The 19,329-nt window shown below is 72.5% G+C and carries 12 protein-coding genes; 2 read left to right on the top strand and 10 right to left on the bottom strand.

Features of this window, described 5'->3' with window-relative positions:
* Positions 1-37: 37 nt before the first annotated feature.
* The 5 genes from ilvC to ACN6LM_RS33660 form a co-directional block, all read right to left on the bottom strand.
* Positions 38-1,039: a ketol-acid reductoisomerase gene (gene ilvC / locus ACN6LM_RS33680; RefSeq protein ID WP_093705943.1), complete on the bottom strand. Its 1,002-nt coding sequence runs from the start codon at positions 1,037-1,039 to the stop codon at positions 38-40.
* A 108-nt stretch (positions 1,040-1,147) separates the two neighbouring features.
* A complete protein-coding gene (ilvN, locus tag ACN6LM_RS33675) occupies positions 1,148-1,675 on the bottom strand; it encodes an acetolactate synthase small subunit (protein WP_018102507.1) in 528 nt (175 codons plus the stop codon).
* Between the two features lie 23 nt (positions 1,676-1,698).
* A complete protein-coding gene (locus ACN6LM_RS33670) occupies positions 1,699-3,555 on the bottom strand; it encodes an acetolactate synthase large subunit (protein ID WP_445069184.1) in 1,857 nt (618 codons plus the stop codon).
* Between the two features lie 214 nt (positions 3,556-3,769).
* Complete coding sequence (locus ACN6LM_RS33665; protein WP_445069183.1) at positions 3,770-6,613, bottom strand: putative bifunctional diguanylate cyclase/phosphodiesterase; 2,844 nt, start codon at positions 6,611-6,613, stop codon at positions 3,770-3,772.
* Between the two features lie 293 nt (positions 6,614-6,906).
* On the bottom strand, positions 6,907-7,869 hold the full coding sequence (locus tag ACN6LM_RS33660; RefSeq protein ID WP_445069182.1) for a 2-hydroxyacid dehydrogenase: 963 nt from the start codon (positions 7,867-7,869) through the stop codon (positions 6,907-6,909).
* Positions 7,870-8,045: 176 nt separating this feature from the next.
* Between ACN6LM_RS33660 and ACN6LM_RS33655 the strand changes: the two genes are divergently transcribed.
* Positions 8,046-9,002, top strand: coding sequence for an aldo/keto reductase (locus tag ACN6LM_RS33655; RefSeq protein ID WP_445069186.1), 957 nt, complete (start codon positions 8,046-8,048; stop codon positions 9,000-9,002).
* 230 nt (positions 9,003-9,232) lie between these two features.
* Positions 9,233-10,414: a PQQ-dependent sugar dehydrogenase gene (locus ACN6LM_RS33650; RefSeq protein ID WP_445069185.1), complete on the top strand. Its 1,182-nt coding sequence runs from the start codon at positions 9,233-9,235 to the stop codon at positions 10,412-10,414.
* A 12-nt stretch (positions 10,415-10,426) separates the two neighbouring features.
* Here ACN6LM_RS33650 and ACN6LM_RS33645 read toward each other — a convergent pair whose 3' ends face one another.
* The 5 genes from ACN6LM_RS33645 to ACN6LM_RS33625 form a co-directional block, all read right to left on the bottom strand.
* On the bottom strand, positions 10,427-13,555 hold the full coding sequence (locus ACN6LM_RS33645; RefSeq protein ID WP_445069181.1) for a helix-turn-helix transcriptional regulator: 3,129 nt from the start codon (positions 13,553-13,555) through the stop codon (positions 10,427-10,429).
* 76 nt (positions 13,556-13,631) lie between these two features.
* Positions 13,632-13,808 (bottom strand): hypothetical protein, encoded by a 177-nt coding sequence (locus ACN6LM_RS33640; protein ID WP_445069180.1) that lies wholly within the window; start codon positions 13,806-13,808, stop codon positions 13,632-13,634.
* A 215-nt stretch (positions 13,809-14,023) separates the two neighbouring features.
* The gene (locus tag ACN6LM_RS33635; protein WP_445069179.1) at positions 14,024-14,599 is read right to left on the bottom strand and encodes a hypothetical protein; all 576 of its coding nucleotides are present in this window, start codon (positions 14,597-14,599) and stop codon (positions 14,024-14,026) included.
* A gap of 64 nt (positions 14,600-14,663) precedes the next feature.
* Positions 14,664-16,877, bottom strand: a complete 2,214-nt coding sequence (locus tag ACN6LM_RS33630; protein ID WP_445069178.1) for an MMPL family transporter — start codon at positions 16,875-16,877, stop codon at positions 14,664-14,666.
* Positions 16,878-17,062: 185 nt separating this feature from the next.
* On the bottom strand, positions 17,063-19,171 hold the full coding sequence (locus tag ACN6LM_RS33625) for a phosphocholine-specific phospholipase C (RefSeq protein WP_445069177.1): 2,109 nt from the start codon (positions 19,169-19,171) through the stop codon (positions 17,063-17,065).
* Positions 19,172-19,329 lie beyond the last annotated feature (158 nt).

Here is a 19,329-nt window from a genome sequence, read left to right as displayed (position 1 = left end):
CCGGGGGCGGGTCACCCCCGCCCCCGGGGCTCGGGGCTTACGCGTCCTCGTCGTTGACCCAGCTCATGAGCTTGCGCAGCTCACGGCCGGTGGTCTCCAGGAGGTGGTTCTCGTCGGCCTTCTTGTACTCGTTGTACTTGGGCAGACCGTTGTGGTACTCGGCCATCCAGTTCTTGGCGAAGGTGCCGTCCTGGATCTCGGCGAGAACCTTCTTCATCTCGGCCTTGGTGGCGTCCGTGATGATGCGCGGGCCGGTGACGTAGTCGCCCCACTCGGCGGTCTCCGAGATGGACCAGCGCATCTTCTCCAGGCCGCCCTCGTACATGAGGTCCACGATGAGCTTCAGCTCGTGCAGGCACTCGAAGTAGGCGATCTCCGGCTGGTAACCGGCCTCGGTCAGGGTCTCGAAACCGGCCTTGACCAGGGCGGCGGTGCCACCGCAGAGGACGGCCTGCTCGCCGAAGAGGTCGGTCTCGGTCTCCTCGGTGAAGGTCGTCTTGATGACGCCGGCGCGGGTGCCGCCGATGCCCTTGGCGTACGAGAGGGCGAGCGCCAGGCCGTTGCCCGTGGCGTCCTGCTCGACGGCCACGATGCACGGAACGCCGCGGCCCTCCTCGTACTGGCGGCGGACCAGGTGGCCCGGGCCCTTGGGGGCGACCATGCAGACGTCGACGTCGGCCGGCGGCTTGATGAAGTCGAAGCGGATGTTCAGGCCGTGGCCGAAGAACAGCGCGTCGCCCTTCTTCAGGTTGTCCTTGATGGACTCCTCGTAGACCTGGGCCTGGATCGGGTCCGGGACGAGGATCATGATGACGTCGGCCTCGGCGGCGGCCTCGGACGGGGTCACCACGCGCAGGCCCTGCTCCTCGGCCTTGGCCTTGGACTTGGAACCCTCGTGCAGACCGACACGGACGTCGACACCCGAGTCACGCAGCGACAGCGCGTGGGCGTGGCCCTGGCTGCCGTAGCCGATGACCGCGACCTTGCGGCCCTGGATGATGGACAGGTCGGCATCGTCGTCGTAGAACAGCTCGGCCACTGGGTCTTCTCCTTGGTGTGCAGGTGTTGCGTCCCACCGTACGGCGGGGTGCGTCAGATACGTTTTCGGGTCTCGCCATACGAGCGGGGCGGCGGGCCCTTGGTTTGTTTACGCCGAGCGGTCGAGGGCGCGCAGGGACCGGTCGGTGATCGAGCGCGCGCCGCGTCCTATGGCGATGGTGCCGGACTGGACGAGCTCCTTGATGCCGTACTGCTCCAGCATCTTGAGCATCGCCTCCAGCTTGTCGGCGCCGCCGGTCGCCTCGATCGTGACGGCCTCGGGCGAGACGTCTACGGTCTTGGCGCGGAACAGCTGGACGATCTCGACGATCTGGGAGCGGGTCTCGTTGTCGGCGCGGACCTTCACCAGGACGAGCTCGCGCTGGATCGCAGCGGACGGCTCGAGTTCGACGATCTTGAGGACGTTGACCAGCTTGTTGAGCTGCTTGGTGACCTGCTCCAGGGGCAGGTCCTCGACATTCACGACGATGGTGATGCGGGAGATGTCGGGGTGTTCGGTGGTGCCGACCGCGAGCGAGTCGATGTTGAAGCCGCGGCGGGAGAACAGGGCGGTGATCCGGGCCAGGACGCCGGGCTTGTTCTCGACCAGGACGGAGAGCGTGTGCTTGGTGGACATGGAAGTCGGTCTCTCTCTGTCTCTCAGTCGTCTTCGTTGTCGCCGAAGTCGGGACGGACGCCCCGGGCGGCCATGACCTCGTCGTTGGAGGTGCCGGCGGCGACCATCGGCCACACCATGGCGTCCTCGTGGACGATGAAGTCGATGACGACCGGGCGGTCGTTGATCGCGTTCGCCTCGGCGATGACCTTGTCCAGGTCGGCCGGGTCCTCGCAGCGGATCGCGTAGCAGCCCATGGCCTCGGAGAGCTTCACGAAGTCGGGGACGCGGGTGCCCTTGTTGGGCGGGGTCTCGCCGTCCGGGCCCGCGTGCAGCACGGTGTTGGAGTACCGCTGGTTGTAGAACAGGGTCTGCCACTGGCGGACCATCCCGAGCGCGCCGTTGTTGATGATGGCGATCTTGACCGGGATGTTGTTCAGGGCGCAGGTGGTGAGCTCCTGGTTGGTCATCTGGAAGCAGCCGTCGCCGTCGATCGCCCAGACCGTGCGGTCGGGCATGCCGGCCTTGGCGCCCATCGCGGCGGGGACCGCGTAGCCCATGGTCCCGGCGCCGCCGGAGTTGAGCCAGGTGGCGGGCTGCTCGTACTGGATGAAGTGCGAGGCCCACATCTGGTGCTGCCCGACGCCCGCGGCGAAGATCGTGTCAGGCGGGGCGAGTTCGCCGATGCGCTGGATGACCTGCTGCGGGGAGAGGCTGCCGTCCTCGGGGAGGTCGTAGCCGAGCGGGTAGGTCTCGCGCCAGCGGTTGAGGTCCTTCCACCAGGCGCTGTAGTCGCCGGTGTTGCCCTCGGTGTGCTCGGCCTGGACCGCCTGGACGAGGTCGGCGATGACCTCGCGGGCGTCGCCCACGATCGGGACGTCGGCGGCGCGGTTCTTGCCGATCTCCGCCGGGTCGATGTCGGCGTGGACGACCTTGGCGTACGGGGCGAAGCTGTCGAGCTTGCCGGTGACGCGGTCGTCGAAGCGGGCGCCGAGGGCGACGATCAGGTCCGACTTCTGGAGCGCGGTGACGGCGGTGACCGCACCGTGCATACCGGGCATTCCCACGTGCAGCGGGTGGCTGTCGGGGAAGGAGCCGAGCGCCATCAGGGTGGTGGTGACGGGCGCTCCGGTCAGCTCGGCCAGCACCTTGAGTTCGGCGGTGGCCCCGGCCTTGATCACGCCGCCGCCCACGTAGAGCACCGGGCGCTTGGCCTGGGTGATGAGCTTGGCGGCCTCGCGGATCTGCTTGGCGTGCGGCTTGGTCACCGGGCGGTAGCCGGGCAGGTCCATGACCGGCGGCCAGCTGAAGGTGGTCTTCGCCTGGAGCGCGTCCTTGGCGATGTCGACCAGGACCGGGCCCGGGCGGCCGGTGGAGGCGATGTGGAACGCCTCGGCGATCGTGTGCGCGATGTCCTCGGCGCGGGTGACCAGGAAGTTGTGCTTCGTGATCGGCATGGTGATGCCGCAGATGTCGGCTTCCTGGAAGGCGTCCGTACCGATGGCGCCGGAGGCGACCTGACCGGTGATCGCGACCATCGGAACGGAGTCCATGGCCGCGTCGGCGATCGGGGTGACGAGGTTGGTGGCGCCGGGGCCCGAGGTGACCATGCAGACGCCGACCTTGCCGGTGGCCTGCGCGTAGCCGGTGGCCGCGTGACCCGCGCCCTGCTCGTGCCGGACCAGGATGTGACGGACCCGGGTGGAGTCCATCAGCGGGTCGTAGGCGGGGAGAATGCAGCCGCCGGGGAGGCCGAATACGGTGTCGGCCCCGACTTCCTCGAGAGAGCGGATGAGGGACTGCGCGCCCGTGAGGTGCTCAACGGAGGCGGCGGGCGATCCGCCGGTACGGGCCCGCGGCTGGGGATGGTGGGCCCCTGTGGCCTGCTCGGTCATCGGCATTCTCTTCTCGAAGCTGAGGTTTTTGCGAGTGTTTTACGACGTTTTGCCTGGTCCGGTGCAACAAAAAACCCCTCGTGCCGTGAGGCAAGCGAGGGGAGCGCGCCGGTGCGGTCGCAGGGTGTCATGGAGGGACCCTGCTTCAGCCGACGCGCTTTCCAAGTACGAGAATTCGGGTGCGCATGGCATTGACCCTCTCTCCGACGCACGCGGAGTGTCAAGTGGGTGGGACGGGTGTCTCACCATGTGAGCGGGTGAGGGACGGGACCGCACCCCCCGTGAGAACCGGCTGCGCGGGCACTCCGGCGGGCACCGGGAACGTCCCGCGGACCAGGGCGCGGCGCAGCCGGTACTCGTCCAACGGCCCCGAGAAGGCCGCGCCCTGGCCGTGCGTGCAGCCCATGGCGCGCAGGGCGAGGACCTGCTCCGGGACGTCCACGCCGTCGGCCACGGACTGCATCCCGAGGTCGCAGGCGATCCGGAGCAGCCCGCTGGTGATCTTGTGCAGCCGCGCCGACTCCACGACGCCCTCCACCAGGCCCCGGTCCAGCTTGAGCACGTCGATCGGGAGGCGGCGCAGGGCGTTGATCGCGGCGTAGCCGCTGCCGAAGCCGTCGAGCGCGATCCGGACGCCCAGCCGGCGCAGCGCGGCCAGGCGCTGTTCCAGCTCCTCGAAGGGCACCCGGGGGTCGCTGTCCGCGACCTCGATCATCAGCGCCCCGGACGGCAGCCCGTACCGCGTGAGCAGTGCCTCGACGGAGCCGGCCGGGGAGCCCCGGTCGAGCAGCCTCCGGGCCGGGAGGCGGACGGACACCGCGGTCCGGTGACCCGCCCTGGCCCGGTCGGCGGCCTGCTCGACGGCCTCTTCGAGGAGCCAGCGGCCCAGCTCGGCGGTGCGGTCGCCGTCCTCGGAGATCCGCAGGAACTCGGCGGGCGTGAACAGGATGCCCTGGGCGGAGCGCCAGCGGGCCTGGGCGGCGACGGCGGCGACCCGGCCGGTGGCCAGGTGCACCACGGGCTGGTGGAGGAGCGCGAACTCGCCGTCGCGCAGGGCGCCGCGCAGCCGGGTCGCCAGCTCGGAGCGGCGGACCACGTCGGCCTGCATCTGCGGGGCGTACAGCTCGACGCGGTTCTTGCCGCCGGCCTTGGCGCGGTACATGGCGAGGTCCGCGTTGCGCATGAGGTCGTTGGGGGTGATGCCGGGCTCGGCGAAGGCGACGCCGATGGAGGCGGTGACGCGGACCTCGCCGTCGCCGACGCGGTAGGGCTCGGAGAGCGTGAGGCGCAGCCGGTCGGCGATCTCGTGGACCTGGCACTCGCGGGCGTCCTGCTCGCGGCCGGCGTCGCCGACGATGAGGGCGGCGAACTCGTCGCCCCCGAGGCGGGCGGCGGTGTCCCCGGAGCGGACGGACTCGTGGAGGCGGCGGGCGGCCTGGACGAGCAGCTCGTCGCCCGCCTGGTGGCCGAGCCGGTCGTTGGCCGCCTTGAAGCCGTCCAGGTCGATGAAGAGGACGGCGGTGCCCGCGTCCCCGGCGCGGCGGCCGGCGAGCGCCTGGCGGACCCGGGCGGTGAACAGGGCCCGGTTGGGCAGGTCGGTGAGCGGGTCGTGCTCGGCGTTGTGCTGCAACTGGGCCTGGAGCCGCACGCGTTCGGTGACGTCCCGGCTGTTGAGGAGCAGGCCGCCCTGGTGGCGGTTGACGGTGGACTCGACGTTGAGCCAGTCGCCGGAGCCGGACCGGAAGCGGCACTCGATGCGCGTGGCGGGCTCCTCGCCGGGCGGGGCGGCGAGGAAGCGGCGGACCTCGTGGACGACGCGGCCGAGGTCGTCGGGGTGGATGATCGAGGACAGCTCGGCGCCCACCAGCTCGTCCGCGTCCCGCCCGTAGACACCGGCGGCGGCGGGGCTGACGTAGCGCAGGACGCCGCTGGGCGCGGCGATCATGATGACGTCGCTGGAACCCTGCACCAGGGAGCGGAAGTGGTTCTCCTTCTGGGCCAGTTCCTGGGTGAGGGCGATGTTGTCGAGGAGCATGATGCCCTGGCGGACGACGAGCGCGAGGACCACCGTGCACCCGGTGAGGACGACGACGCGGTCCACCCGGCGGCCCTCGATCACGTTGTACAGGATGCCCAGGGTGCAGACGGCCGCGGCGAGATACGGGGTCAGCGCGGCCAGTGAGCCGGCGATGGGGCGGCTGGCGGTGCGCGGGGCGCCCGGGTCCTCTCCCTCGGTCTCGCCCGGGACAGCGTTGTCCGCGTCGCGTGCGGCACCCCAGGGGGCGTACGCGAGGAGCAGCGAGCCGGCGAACCAGCCGGCGTCGAGCAACTGGCCCGAGTGGTAGGTCTGGCGGAGCAGCGGCGAGGTGAACAGGGCGTCGCACAGCACGGTCAGGGCGAGCGCGGCGATGGCGGTGTTCACCGCGGCGCGGTTGACGCTGGCGCGCCGGAAGTGCAGGGCGAGGACCATCGAGACGAGCACGATGTCGAGCAGCGGGTAGGCCAGCGAGAGTGCGGCGCGGGCCACGCTGTCGCCCTCGATGTCCGCGACGTGCGCGGTGTGGGCGAGGGCGAGGCTCCAGGACAGGGTGAGCAGCGAGCCGCCGATCAGCCAGGAGTCGAGGGCCAGGCAGACCCAGCCGGCGCGGGTGACGGGCCGCTTGGCGAGGACGAGGAGACCGACGATCGCGGGCGGCGCGAAGCAGAGGAAGAAGACGTCGGCGAGGGACGGGCTCGGGACGCGGACCTCGCGCACGCACTCGTACCAGCCCCAGACGGCGTTGCCCGCACAGGCCATCAGCGAGGAGAGCGCGAACAGCAGCCAGGCCGGGCGGAACCTCGGGTCGGCGACGCGGGCGAAGAGGAAGCAGGAGACGGCGGCGGCCAGGGCGGCGGCGCTCAGGCCGAAGTCCCCCATGAACAGGGCGACCTCGGCCGAGCCCCAGCCGGTGGCCGCGCCCACCGCGTAACCGCCGCAGACGAGGCCGAGGACGAGCTGCGGGAGCAGTGCGGAGGCGCGGCCCGGCCCGGACTGCCGGGCGAGGAACGCTCCGCGGGTGCTCACCGGGGCGCTCACCGCGGGCCTCCCGAGGTCCCCGGCCGGCTGCGGCGCCGGCTCACCGGACCCGCCGCGCGCCGTCGCCGGCCCCGTCGTGTCGGATCGTTCGCCCATCGGCCGTCCATCGCCCGTCGCCCCCTCGCGTGTGACTGGCTCCCCGGCGCCGTCCCTGCCACGGCGCGACACCCCTTTCGGGACGATACACCAGACTCGTCACTCAGGGACATAGTTCCTCTACTCTCCGTGACGACCTGCGGTGTTGTGGCCACGGAGGGGAGCCGGACGTGCCCGTTGCGTGGTCAGCCGGTGGTGCGTACGACGTTGTCCAGCGGCTGCCCCGCGGCGAAGCGGGTGAGCTGTCCGGCGATCAGCCGCTCGGCGCGCGGCAGGAACGCGGAGGTGCTGCCGCCGACGTGCGGGGTGATGAGGACGTTCGGAGCATGCCAGAGGGGATGGCCGGAAGGCAGCGGTTCCGGGTCGGTGACGTCGAGGGCGGCGCGCAGCCGGCCCGACTCGAGTTCGGACAACAGGGCCTTGGTGTCGACCACTCCGCCCCGGGCGACGTTGACCAGGAGCGCCCCGTCGCGCATCGCGGCCAGGAACTCCGCGCCCGCCAGCCCCTGCGTGGAGGGGTTCAGCGGGGTGGACAGGATGACCACGTCGGCCTCGGGCAGCAGGGCCGGGAGGTCGTCGAGCGTGTGTACGGGGCCGCGTGCGGTTGTCCGTGCAGAGCGCGCGACGCGTGCGACCCGCGCGCACTCGAACGGTGCGAGCCGGTCCTCGATGGCCGAGCCGATCGATCCGTAGCCCACGATCAGCACGGACTTGTCGGCGAGGGCCGGGTAGAAGCCGGACCGCCACTCCTCGTCGTCCTGGCCGTGCACGAAGCCGGGGAGCCCGCGCAGCGAGGCCAGGATCAGCGCGAGGGTCAGTTCCGCGGTGGACGCCTCGTGGACGCCCTTGGCGTTGCACACCTGCACGCCCGCGTGCAGTCCGGCGAGGCCCGGCTCGACGTGGTCGGTGCCCGCCGACAGCGTCTGCACGACCTGGACGCGGCTCATCGCACCGAGCGGCCGGACCGCGACCTCCATGCCCTTCATGTAGGGGACGACGTAGTAGGCGCAGTCGGCGGGGTCGGCCGGGTAGTCCTTCCCGCCGTCCCAGAAGTGGTACGTCAGGCCCTCGGGAAGCCCCTCGATCTCGTCGGCCGGGAGGGGCAGCCAGACCTCGGGGGCGGGGGCGGATCGCGTGGTGGAAGTCATGGTCAGGAGGCTATGCGAAGCCCTCCGGGGCGCAGAGGTTAGGTTGTTGTGGGTGCGAGGGCCGTGTCCGTGCAGTCCCGTCGTACGCCCGCGGGCCATACGGGACTGCACGGACACGGCCTAGGGAGGGGTTCGGGGAGTTGGAGCGCAGGAGTCTCGGTGCGGCGGCGCTCGCCGTGGGTGCGGTCGGTCTCGGCTGCATGCCGATGAGCTGGGCGTACAGCGCCTCGCAGCAGCGGGGCGACCGTGCGCTGCGGGCGGTGCACGCGGCGCTGGACGCGGGCGTCGATCTGCTCGACACCGCCGACATGTACGGCCCCTTCACCAATGAGCTGTTGGTGGGGCGGGCGCTGAAGGGCCGTCGGGCCGAGGCGTTCGTGTCCACCAAGTGCGGGCTCCTGGTGGGGGATCAGCACATCGTGGCCAACGGCAGGCCGGGATACGTGCGCCGGGCCTGCGACGCCTCGCTGCGGCGGCTCCAGACCGATGTGATCGACCTCTACCAGCTCCACCGCGCCGACCCCGAGGTACCCGTCGAGGAGACGTGGGGCGCGATGGCGGAGCTGGTGAGCGCGGGCAAGGTGCGGGCGCTGGGCCTGTGCGCGGTCGGCGCGCGGGCGTCGCGGCGTTCGGGCGCCCGGACGCACGACGGAACGATCCGGCAACTGGAGCGGGTGCAGCAGGTGTTCCCGGTCAGCGCGGTGCAGGCGGAGCTGTCGGTCTGGTCGCCGCAGGCGCTGGAGTCGCTGCTGCCGTGGTGCGCGGCCCGGGGCGTGGGCTTCCTGGCCGCGATGCCGCTGGGCAACGGCTACCTCACGGGGACGCTGACGCCGGGGCAGGGGTTCGAACCGGAGGACCTGCGGGCCCGGCATCCCCGGTTCACGGCCGAGATGATGGCGGCGAACCAGCCGCTGGTGGTGGGGCTGCGCCGGGTCGCCGAGCGGCACGGGGCGACGCCCGCGCAGGTGGCCCTGGCCTGGGTGCTGCACCAGGGGCCCCAGGTGGTGCCGGTGCCCGGCACGAAACGGGAGGACTGGGCGGTGGAGAACGCGGGCGCGTCCGCGCTGACCCTGACGGAACGCGACCTGGCGGAGATCGACCGGCTGCCGGCGCCGCGCGAGTCCTGGGACTAGGGCGTGTTCCGAGAGTCCCGCCTGCCCGGCCGGGCGGACGGCGCTACTTTCGGAACACGCCCTGGGCGCGCTGGCCACCGCTCCGGAAAGCGCCCCGGTCCGCGTCCGCTCGGTGTAAGAACAGGGGACAGGCGGCCGTTGAAGGGACAGGTGCGGTGTTGGGATCAGTGCAGGGCTCCGAGGGGCGTACGGGGCGGGGCCGGGGCGGCCCCGGGGCGCGGCGGGGCGCGGTGGCCGTACTGGCGGCCGGGGCCCTGCTGATGGCCGCCGGGTGCGGCTCCGGCGGGGACCCGGGGAGCCCGGCGGGCGCGAGTCCACCGGCGCACTCCCCCTCCGGGCCGGCCGCCGAGTCCCCCTCCCCGTCGCCGTCCGTCTCGCGCCCCCCGGCCGACCAGCCCCCGGCCAAGGGCTCGGCGAAGGTGGTCTCGACGCTCACCGAGGGGCTGAACTCCCCGTGGGGGCTGGCCGCGCTCCCCGGCGGCGACCTGCTGGTGGGCTCCCGGGACAAGGGCACCATCACCCGGATCGACGCGGAGACCGGCAAGAAGAAGCTCCTCGGCACGGTCCCCGGGGTCGCCCCGGCCGGTGAGGGCGGGCTGCTCGGCCTCGCCGTATCGCCCGACTTCGGCACGGACCACCAGGTCTACGCGTACTTCACCACCGCGTCGGACAACCGCATCGCCCGCATGATCTACGACGAGAACGGCTCGCCCGGCCAGTTGCTCGGCGCCCCGGACACCATCCTGCGCGGCATCCCCAAGGGCGGGATCCACAACGGCGGCCGGATCGCCTTCGGACCCGACCGCGCGCTGTACGCGGGCACGGGCGAGACGGGCGACGACGGCCGGGCGCAGGAGAAGGAGTCCCTGGCGGGCAAGATCCTGCGGATGACGCCCGACGGCGAGCCGCTGCACGGCAACCCGGAGGGCGACTCCGTGGTGTATTCGTACGGGCACCGCAATGTGCAGGGTCTCGCCTGGGACGCGGAGAAGCGGCTGTGGGCCTCCGAGTTCGGCCAGGACACCTGGGACGAGCTGAACCTGATCGAGCCGGGCGGCAACTACGGCTGGCCGGACGTCGAGGGCACCGCGCACAAGGAGGGCTTCCGCGACCCGGTCGCCCAGTGGAAGACCTCCGAGGCGTCGCCCAGCGGCATCGCGTACGTCAAGGGCTCCATCTGGATGGCGGGACTGCGGGGCGAGCGGCTGTGGCGCATCCCGCTCTCCCGCGAGGACGGGGCGGCGAAGGAGCCGCTGGCCGACCCGCAGGCGTTCCTGGAGGGCGAGTACGGCCGGCTGCGCACGGTCCTGGCGGCGGGCGGCGACAGGCTGTGGCTGGTCACGAGCGAGACGGACGGCCGGGGCACCCCGAAGCCGGGGGACGACAGGATCCTGCTGGTGCGGGTCACATAGCCGCCGGCCGCTTCACCGCTGCTCCGGCACCGGGTACAGCCGCAGCCGGTGGGCCAGGGCGGCGGCCTCGCCGCGGCCGGTCACACCCAGCTTGGCCAGGATGTTGGAGACGTGGACGCTCGCGGTCTTCGGCGAGATGTACAGCTCCTCGGCGATCCGGCGGTTGGTGAGGCCCGCCGCGACCAGCCGGTGCACGTCCTGCTCGCGCGGGGTCAGCCCGAAGGACTCCACCGCGGCCGCGGCGGCCCGCAGTTGCTCGCCGGAGGGGTCCCGGGCGGGCCCGGGTCCGCCCGGGACGACGACCGCGGCCGGCACCTCCTCGGCCTCGCCGCCCGCGCCGGCCAGGGCGACGCGGGCGCGGCCGGCCAGCAGTTCGATGGTCTCGGTGAGCGGGCGGGCCCCGAGCCGGACGGCGGTGGTGTGCGCGTCGCGCAGCAGGCCGGTGGCGGTGGCCCGGTCACCGGAGGCGACGAGGAGGGCCTCCGCCCAGCGGTGGTGGATCTGCGCCAGCTCGTACGGGCGGTGCAGCGGGGTGAACGCGCGGGCGGCGCCGTCCCAGTGGTCCGGTGTGTCCACGCCCTCGGCCCTGGCCAGTTCCGCCTCGATCAGCAGGGCGTAGGCGGACCAGACCGGGACCAGGACCGGCAGCCGCTTGAGGTGGCCCCGGACCAGGTCGAGGACGGCGGGGCGGCCCGGTTCGGTGGCGGGCAGACCCCGGGCATCGGCCTCGGCCGCCGCGACGGCGTGCAGCATCGGGAAGGCGTAGCGCTGGGTGCCGGTGGGGAAGCCCTCGGCGGCCTGCGCCTCGAAGGCGGCGCGCGCCTCGGGCAGCCGGCCCTGCATCACGGCGATCTGGATGGCGTGGCGTACGGGGTTGATGAAGTGCTGGGGCTGGGGGTCGCTGGAGCCGAAGCAGCGCCGGGTCAGCGCGAGTTGCCGTTCGGCCTCGGCGAGGTCGCCCCGGACGAGGGCGAGTTCGGTACGCCGGGAGGCGACCAGCCCCTGGGACTTGCGGGACAGCGACTTGCGGGCGGCGGCCTCCGTGGTGGCCACGGCCTCGTCCCAGCGGCCCAGCGAGAACAGCGACATCGCCTGGTTGGTGCGGACCCACGCCTCGATGTCCGCGACGCCGTGCTCGTGGCAGACGCGGATGCCGTGGTCGGCCGCGGCCACCGCCTCCAGGGAGCGGCCCATCGCCTCCAGGGTGGAGGGGAGGTTGATGCCGGCCCGGCCCATGATGTCGATGAGGCCCAGCTCGTCGGCCCGGTCGCGCACGGCGTACATCTCGGCGATGCCCTCGTCCACGGCGCCCGCGTCCGTGTTCAGCCAGCCGCGGGTGAGCCGGGCGTGCAGCTCGATGTACTCGTTGCCGACCAGTTGCGCGTACTCCACGGCCCGTTCGGCGGCGGCCAGGGTCTCGGCGCCGGGACGGTGCAGGGCGCCCCATCCGGCCACCATCATCAGGACGTCCGCGTGCACCGCGGACGGGGGCAGGCCCCGGACCAGCCGCTCGGCGGTGGCCAGCTCCTCCCAGCCGTCACCGCGCGTGAGGTCCTGGACGAGGCGGGAGCGCTGGACCCAGAACCAGGCGGCGCGCAGCGCGTCGTCCTCGCCCTCCAGGATGCGCAGGGCCTTCTTGCAGATGGCGAAGGCCCGTTCGCGCTCTCCGCCGAGGCGGGCGGCGACGGTGGCCTCGGCCATCAGGTCGAGGTAGGTCAGCGGGGTCGAGGCGTCCCGCCCGCAGGACGGGTAGACCTCGGCGTAGTCGATGGGGCGCAGGGTGTGGCGGACGTCCTCGGGGGCGCCGTCCCACAGTTCGAGGGCGCGTTCCAGGAGGCGCAGTTGCTCGGCGTAGGCGTTGCGGTGGCGGGCCCGGACCGATGCCTTCAGCACGGCGGGCAGCGCCTTGGCGGGGTCGTGCGCCCCGTACCAGTAGCTGGCCAGGCGGGTCGCGCGCTCGCCGTCGCAGACGAGGGCCGGGTCGGCCTCCAGCGCCTCCGCGTACCGGCGGTTGAGGCGGGAGCGCTCGCCGGGGAGGAGGTCGTCGCTGACGGCCTCGCGGACCAGGGAGTGGCGGAAGCGGTAGCCGTCGCCCTCGGGGGTGGTCAGGAGCAGGTTGGCGCCGACGGCGGTGCGCAGCGCCGCGATGAGGTCGTCCTCGCTGAGGCCGGCGACGGCGGCGAGGAGTTCGTACTCGACGGCGGAGCCGCCCTCGGCGACGATCCGGGCGACCTTCTGGGCGTCGGCGGACAGGGCCTCGACGCGGACGAGGAGGAGGTCGCGCAGCGATTCGGGCAGGCCGTCACCGTCCCCGTCGCCGCACTCCAGGATGCAGGCCAGCTCCTCCACGAAGAAGGCGTTGCCGTCGGAGCGCTCGAATATCTCGTCCACCAGGGCGGGGTCGGGGGTGCCCGCGAGGATGCCGGCGAGCTGGCGGCGGACCTCGGAGCGGGTGAAGCGGGAGAGCTCGATGCGGCGGACGGTGCGGAGCCGGTCGATCTCGGCGAGGAGCGGGCGCAGGGGGTGGCGGCGGTGGATGTCGTCGGCGCGGTAGGTGCCGACGACGACGAGCCGGCCGCTGCGCAGGGTGCGGAAGAGGTAGGCGAGGAGGTGGCGGGTCGAGGAGTCCGCCCAGTGCAGGTCCTCCAGGACGAGGACGACGGCCCGGTCGGCGGAGAGGCGTTCCAGGAGCCGGACGGTCAGTTCGAAGAGGCGGGCGGTGCCGAGCTCGTCGTTGCCGTCGCGGCCGGTCTCGCCCAGCTCGGGGAGCAGCCGGGCCAGTTCGCCCTCCTGGCCGGAGCAGGCGGCGGCCATCTCGTCGGGCAGGGCGCGGCGCAGGGCGCGCAGGGCGGTGGAGAAGGGGGCGTACGGGAGGCCGTCGGCGCCGATCTCGACGCAGCCGCCGACGGCGACGACCGCGTCGCGGCGGGCGGCGACGGCGAGGAACTCCTCGACGAGGCGGGTCTTGCCGACGCCCGCCTCGCCGCCGATGAGCAGGGCCTGCGGCGCACCAAGGAACCCTCCGGCGGTGCCGGAGGGTTCCTTGGTGGCGCGGGTGAGCGCGCCGGTGAGCGAGTTGAGTTCGCCGGTGCGGCCGACGAAGACGGGGCTGACTGACCTGGTCTCCACGGGGCCGAGCATCGCACACGAGTCCGACAGTGCGGACGGAATAAGCCGGGGGCTGAAGGGCCCCCGGCCCCGGTCCACCGCCTCCGCCCTACGCGGCGTGCGTGAACCGGTCCCGTACACCGCCGGTACTCACCGTCCTTCCGGATTCCTTGCGGAGGGTCCGGCGGGCGCGGCGGGCGCGGGTCGCTTCGCCGGCGAGGCGCTGGAGGTCGGCGCGGCGGAGGCGTTCGGCGTGCATGGCCTTGTGGAGTTCGTACTCGAACATGGGATGTCCCCTGGGGTGAGGGCCCTCGCGGGCCTCGGTGGCGGCAGTTCCTCTGCCGTGCCACCACTCTCGTCCCCCAGGGGGGTGCGCCACATCGGGCGTGTTCCGCATCTGTGGCGTACGGGAGCCTTAGGCCCGGGGGCTCACCCCCGCTGAGGACCGGGGAAACCACCCGGGCATGCCTTAGGCCGTGCCGCCCGGCCCCCGGAACCGTCCTATCCGGCCGTGGTGGGCAGGGCGACGATGAGGTCGAAGTACATCGCTACGGAGATCAGCACGCCGAGGATGCCGAGGACGAGGCCGCCCCGGGCCACCGCGCGGACCCAGCCGGCCTGCGGCTGCCGGGCCGGGGCGCCGAACGCGGGCCGGACCAGGACGTAGCCGCCGACCAGCAGGGCCAGGAGCCCGAAGAGGCCGTTGACCAGGGCGGTGGCGTGCCAGGCGTCGCCGTATATCTCGTTGATCTGCTGGGCCGCCGAGCCGCCGGAGGAGGTCTTGATCTGGCCGATCAGGGTCTCGCGCTCGGCGGCGACCCGGCCGCTCCAGGCGCCGGTGAGGCCGACGACGCCGAGTCCGGCGGAGACGACGGCCGCGGAGGCGGCGGCGAGCCGGCCCGAGGTCTCCTCGGCGGTGTCGTCGTCGCTCTCCTCGACGGCGTCCGCGTCCGTCTCCGCGTCCGTCTCCGCGGTGACGCGGTCGGTCGTGCCGGTCGTCTCGTCGGTCGTTCCTTCGGTCGTTTCTTCCGTCGTCTTCGCACCGTCGGCGACGGCTTCGGGCGTGGTGGGGTTCATGCGGCGCACGCTAGGTGCCGCAGATGAGAGGCCCCTTAACGCATCCGGTCGCCCCGGCGGGCGGTCAGTGGACGCGCTCGGCCGGCTCGTCCTCGTACGTCCGCACGCCGGGCACCGGCATCCGTACCACCGGGCGGTCCGGCGGCTCGATGCTCAGGCGGGGCAGGCGGCGTTCCAGCCAGCCGGGGAGCCACCAGTTGGCGCCGCCCAGCAGGTGCATGAGGGCCGGGACGAGCAGGGTGCGCAGGACGAAGGCGTCCAGGGCGACGGCGGCCGCGAGGGCGATGCCGAACATCGCGATGACGCGGTCGCCGCTGAGGACGAAGGCGAGGAACACCGAGATCATGATCACAGCGGCCGAGTTGATGACCCGGCTCGTTTCGGCGAGGCCCACCCGGACCGCGCGCCGGTTGTCGCGGGTCTCCAGCCACTCCTCGTACATCCGGCCGACCAGGAAGACCTGGTAGTCCATGGAGAGGCCGAAGAGCACGGAGACCATGATCACCGGCAGGAAGGGCTCGATGGGGCCCGCGCTGCCCAGGCCCAGCAGCTCGCTGCCCCAGCCCCACTGGAAGATCGCGACGACGACGCCGAACGACGAGGCGACCGCCGCGACGTTCATCGCCGCCGCCTTCAGCGGGATGCCGACGGACCGGAAGGCCAGCAGCAGGAGCAGGCAGCCGAGCCCTATGACGACGCCGATGAACAGCGGCAGCTTGCCGATGACGATCTGCGCGAAGTCGTCGTAGCTGGCCGTGACCCCGCCCACATGGGTCTCCAGCGAGGTGTTGTCGGCCGCCTTCGGCAGCACGTCCGTACGCAGCCGCTCCACGAGGTCGCTGGTCGCGCGGGACTGCGGGGCGGAGTCGGGGACGACGGTGACGTACGCGGTGTCGCCTCCGGCGTTGTACGTCACCGGGTAGGCCCAGGCCACCCCGTCGACCGTACGCAGGGTGGCGGGCAGGGCGTCCATCGCGAGCCGGTCGTCGGCACCGTCCAGGTGCGCGGCGACGGTCAGCGGTCCGTTGACGCCGGGGCCGAAGCCGTCGGCGAGCAGGTCGTACGCCTGCCGGGTGGTCGAGGACGCCGCGTTGTTGCCCTGGTCGGAGCTGCCCAGGTGGAGCGAGAAGGTGGGCAGCGCGAGGACCAGCATCACCACGGCGGCCGCGGCGCCCAGGAGCTTGGGGTGCCGCTCCACGAAGGCGGACCAGCGGGCGGCGAAACCGGTGGGCGGCTCGGGCTGCGGCCCGTGCGCGGCCAGCCGGGCCCGTTCGCGCCGGCTGAGCGCCCGCAGTCCGATGAGCGAGAGGAGGGCCGGGAGAAGGGTCACCGAGGCGGCCACGGTCAGGACGACGGTGAGCGAGGCGGCGATGGCCACGCCGTTGAGGAAGCTCAACCGGAGGATCAGCATGCCGAGGAGCGCGATGCAGACGGTGGCCCCGGCGAAGACCACGGCCCGCCCGGTCGTCGCCACAGCGTGCTGCGCGGCCTCCGGCACGGTCATGCCGCGCCGGAGCCCTCTGCGGTGCCGGGTGACGATGAACAGGGCGTAGTCGATGCCCACGCCGAGCCCTATGAGCATGCCGAGCATGGGCGCGAAGTCGGCGACGGTCATCAGGTGCCCGAGGAGCACGATGCCCGCGTACGCCGTGCCGACCGAGACGAGCGCGGTGGCGATGGGCAGCAGACTCGCGGCGAGCGAACCGAAGGCGAGGAAGAGCACGACGGCCGCGACGGCCACCCCGATGACCTCGCTGAGATGAGCGGCGTGCGCCTCGGTGAGCCCGACGGCCTGACCGCCCAGCTCGACACGCAGATGCGGGCTCCCGGCCGCCTCGGCGGTGTCCACGACCGCCTGCGCCTGCGTCACGGGCACGTCGTCGGCGCGCTTGTCGAAGGTCACGGTGGCGTACGCGGTGTGCCCGTCGGCGCTGATCTGCGCGGCCCCGGTCTCGGTGTACGGGCTGTCGACCGCCCCGACCCCGGGCAGCCGCTCCACGGCGTGCAGGGTGCGGGTCATCTTCTGCTCGACGTCGGTGGCCCGGACCGTCGAGTCCTCGGTGTGCCAGACGATGGTGTCGGTGTCCCCGCCGAGATCGGTGAACCCGCTCTTCAACAGCTCCGCGGCCCGCCCGGACTCGGTACCGGGCGCCTCGTAGTCGTTGGAGTAGGCGGACCCCGCGAACCCCGCGGCGGCGGCCGTGCCCCCGAGGGCGAGCAGCCAGATCAGGACGGCGATGAGGCGGTGCGTGACGCACCAGCGGGCGATGGCAGCCAAGGGGACGCGCTCCCTGCGGGTTCGTGGACCTTTACCCGCAGATAACGTGATCTGCCCGTAAACGTCTCATGACCTGAGAACGTCACTCTGACAGCAGAAGATGATCCTTTGTCCCATTCGTGGCCATGGTCACAGGGCCTGATCCCGACCCGCACCGGGATGGATCAGGCCCCACGACCGACGGGTCAGCCGGAGACGCTCGCCCGGCCGTTCTCGATGTGCCCCATCAGCCGCCGCCGGAAGCCGCTCTCGCCCTCGGCGGTGACCGCCAGGTCGTACCAGCCGCGCGCGTCGGCCGCCGAGTGCACGACCGTACGGCTGCGGCCGGGTTTGACGGTGACGCGACGGGTCCAGCCCTTCAGGTCGGCCTCGTCCACGTAACCGAGCGGCCGCACCAGGAAGGTCAGGGCCCGGCGGCCGTTGTTGCGCAGGGTGAGGTGCAGATCGCGGTCGCGGCCGTCCACGCGGCTGGTGACCTCCGCCCCGCCGTCGGCCGGCCCCTCGAACTCGCGCCGGAAGCCGTTCGGCCCGGTCACCGTGAAGCGGTACGCCTCCCCCGCCACCGGCACGGTCCAGTACCCGTCGCCCCGGACGTCCTGGTGCTGCGGAGCCGGGAACTCACCCGCGTACGGGTACAGCGCGAAGTGGACGGACGACGGGCCGCTGTTGGCGAGCTCCACCCGCAGGCCACCGCCGGCCCGCCGGGCCTGGGCGTCGGGCTGGTAGGGCAGCGGGCGCGCCGGGCGTACGCCGGGCTCCTGCTCGGGGAGCCGCTGTACGGCGGGCGGCCTCGGCGACCAGCGGCCGCTGAGCGGCGGGATCGCCCCGGGCTGCCGCACGGCCGGCTGCCGCCGCTGCCGGGTGAAGTCGAACGCGGAGGTGAGGTCGCCGGTGACCTGCCGCCGCCAGTCGCTGATGTTCGGCTCCTCCACACCCGTCCAGCGTTCCAGGAAGCGGATGACGGAGGTGTGGTCGAAGACCTCGGAGCAGACGTAGCCGCCCACGGTCCACGGCGAGACGACGAGCATCGGCACCCGGACGCCGAGGCCGGTCGGACGGCCCTCCCACTGCTCGTCGAGCACGCCGGGAGGCGCGACGGGCGGCGGGACGTGGTCGAAGAAGCCGTCGTTCTCGTCGTAGTTGATCAGCACGGCGGTGTGCCGCCACACGTCCGGGTGCCTGCCGAGCGCGTCGAGGATCTTGTAGACGACAGTGGCGCTGTGCACCGGCGAGGAGACGCTCGGGTGCTCGGAGTCGATCGCCGACGGGACGAGGTAGGAGACCTCGGGCAGCGTCCCGGCCGCCACGTCCTTGGCGAACTCCTCGGCCAGCGTCCCGGTCGGGACCCGGCGCAGCGCCCGCTCGAACAGGCTGCGCTCCTGCCGGGTCAGCGTGGCCACGCCCTCGTCGAGGAGGCCGAGCAGCCGCTCCCGTTCGGTTCCGGAGGCGCCCCGGACCTGTGCGTAGAAGGACTCCATGTAGGTGTGGCCACCGGTCCTCGCCAGGGCCTTGCGGGCGACGGCCTTGAAGGTGGCGTAGAACTCGATCTGGTTGTCGGTGAAGTTCTCCCACTCGGTGTACGTACGCCAGCTGCGTCCGGCCTTCTCCAGCCGTTCGGCATAGGTGGACCAGTCGTAGCCGGGGTGCGTGCCCTCGCTGTACGCGTCGTTGCCGACGGCCCGCTTGCCGTTCGGCTCGAAGCCGGTCTTCCCGCTCCACAGATGGTTGCGGTTGGGGCTGGTGGAGCTGTGGATCGAGGAGTGGTACGCGTCGCAGACGGTGAACGTGTCGGCCAGCTCGTAGTGCAGCGGGATGTCGCGGCGGTCGTAGTACGCCATCGTGGCGGCGGTCTTGGCGCTGATCCAGCCGTTCATCCAGCCGCCGCCCCACGCCTTCGCGCCGCCGTTCCAGGAGTGGTCGAGGGCGCCTATGTACTGGAGGTCCTTCTTCTGCTCCTCGGCGGCCTCGCGCACCGGGAAGGGCAGCACGGTGGAGCCGGCCGCGCCGGGCTGCTCGAACACCGACGTACCGCCGGGCAGTTCGACGGCGTTGCGGTCGCCGAAGCCGCGCACACCGCGCAGGGTGCCGAAGTAGTGGTCGAAGGAACGGTTCTCCTGCATCAGGATCACCACGTGCCGGATCTCCCCCAGCCCTCCGCCGCCGGGCCCCGCGTGGGCGGGCTGCGCGGCGATGGCGGCCTGGAGCGACGGCGGCAGGAACGATCCCGCCGCGGCGGCGCCGAGCGCGCCGCCGCCCAGCGCGAAGAGCCGACGCCGTGACATGTCCGTGGTCAAAAGAGCCTCCCCATTTCCGGTGGTTACAGCGGGGAAGCTATGCAGGCCGGGTGGCGCGGGGAAGGACTGCGCGCGGACCGGTGGTTAACGTCCAACAGGTCCGCCCGAAAGTCCAAGCACGCCGAAGGGGCGGTGTTCCCGGTCCGTGGACCGGGAAC

Source organism: Streptomyces sp. SAS_281 (assembly GCF_052542855.1).
This window is presented reverse-complemented; position numbering and strand designations above follow the sequence as displayed.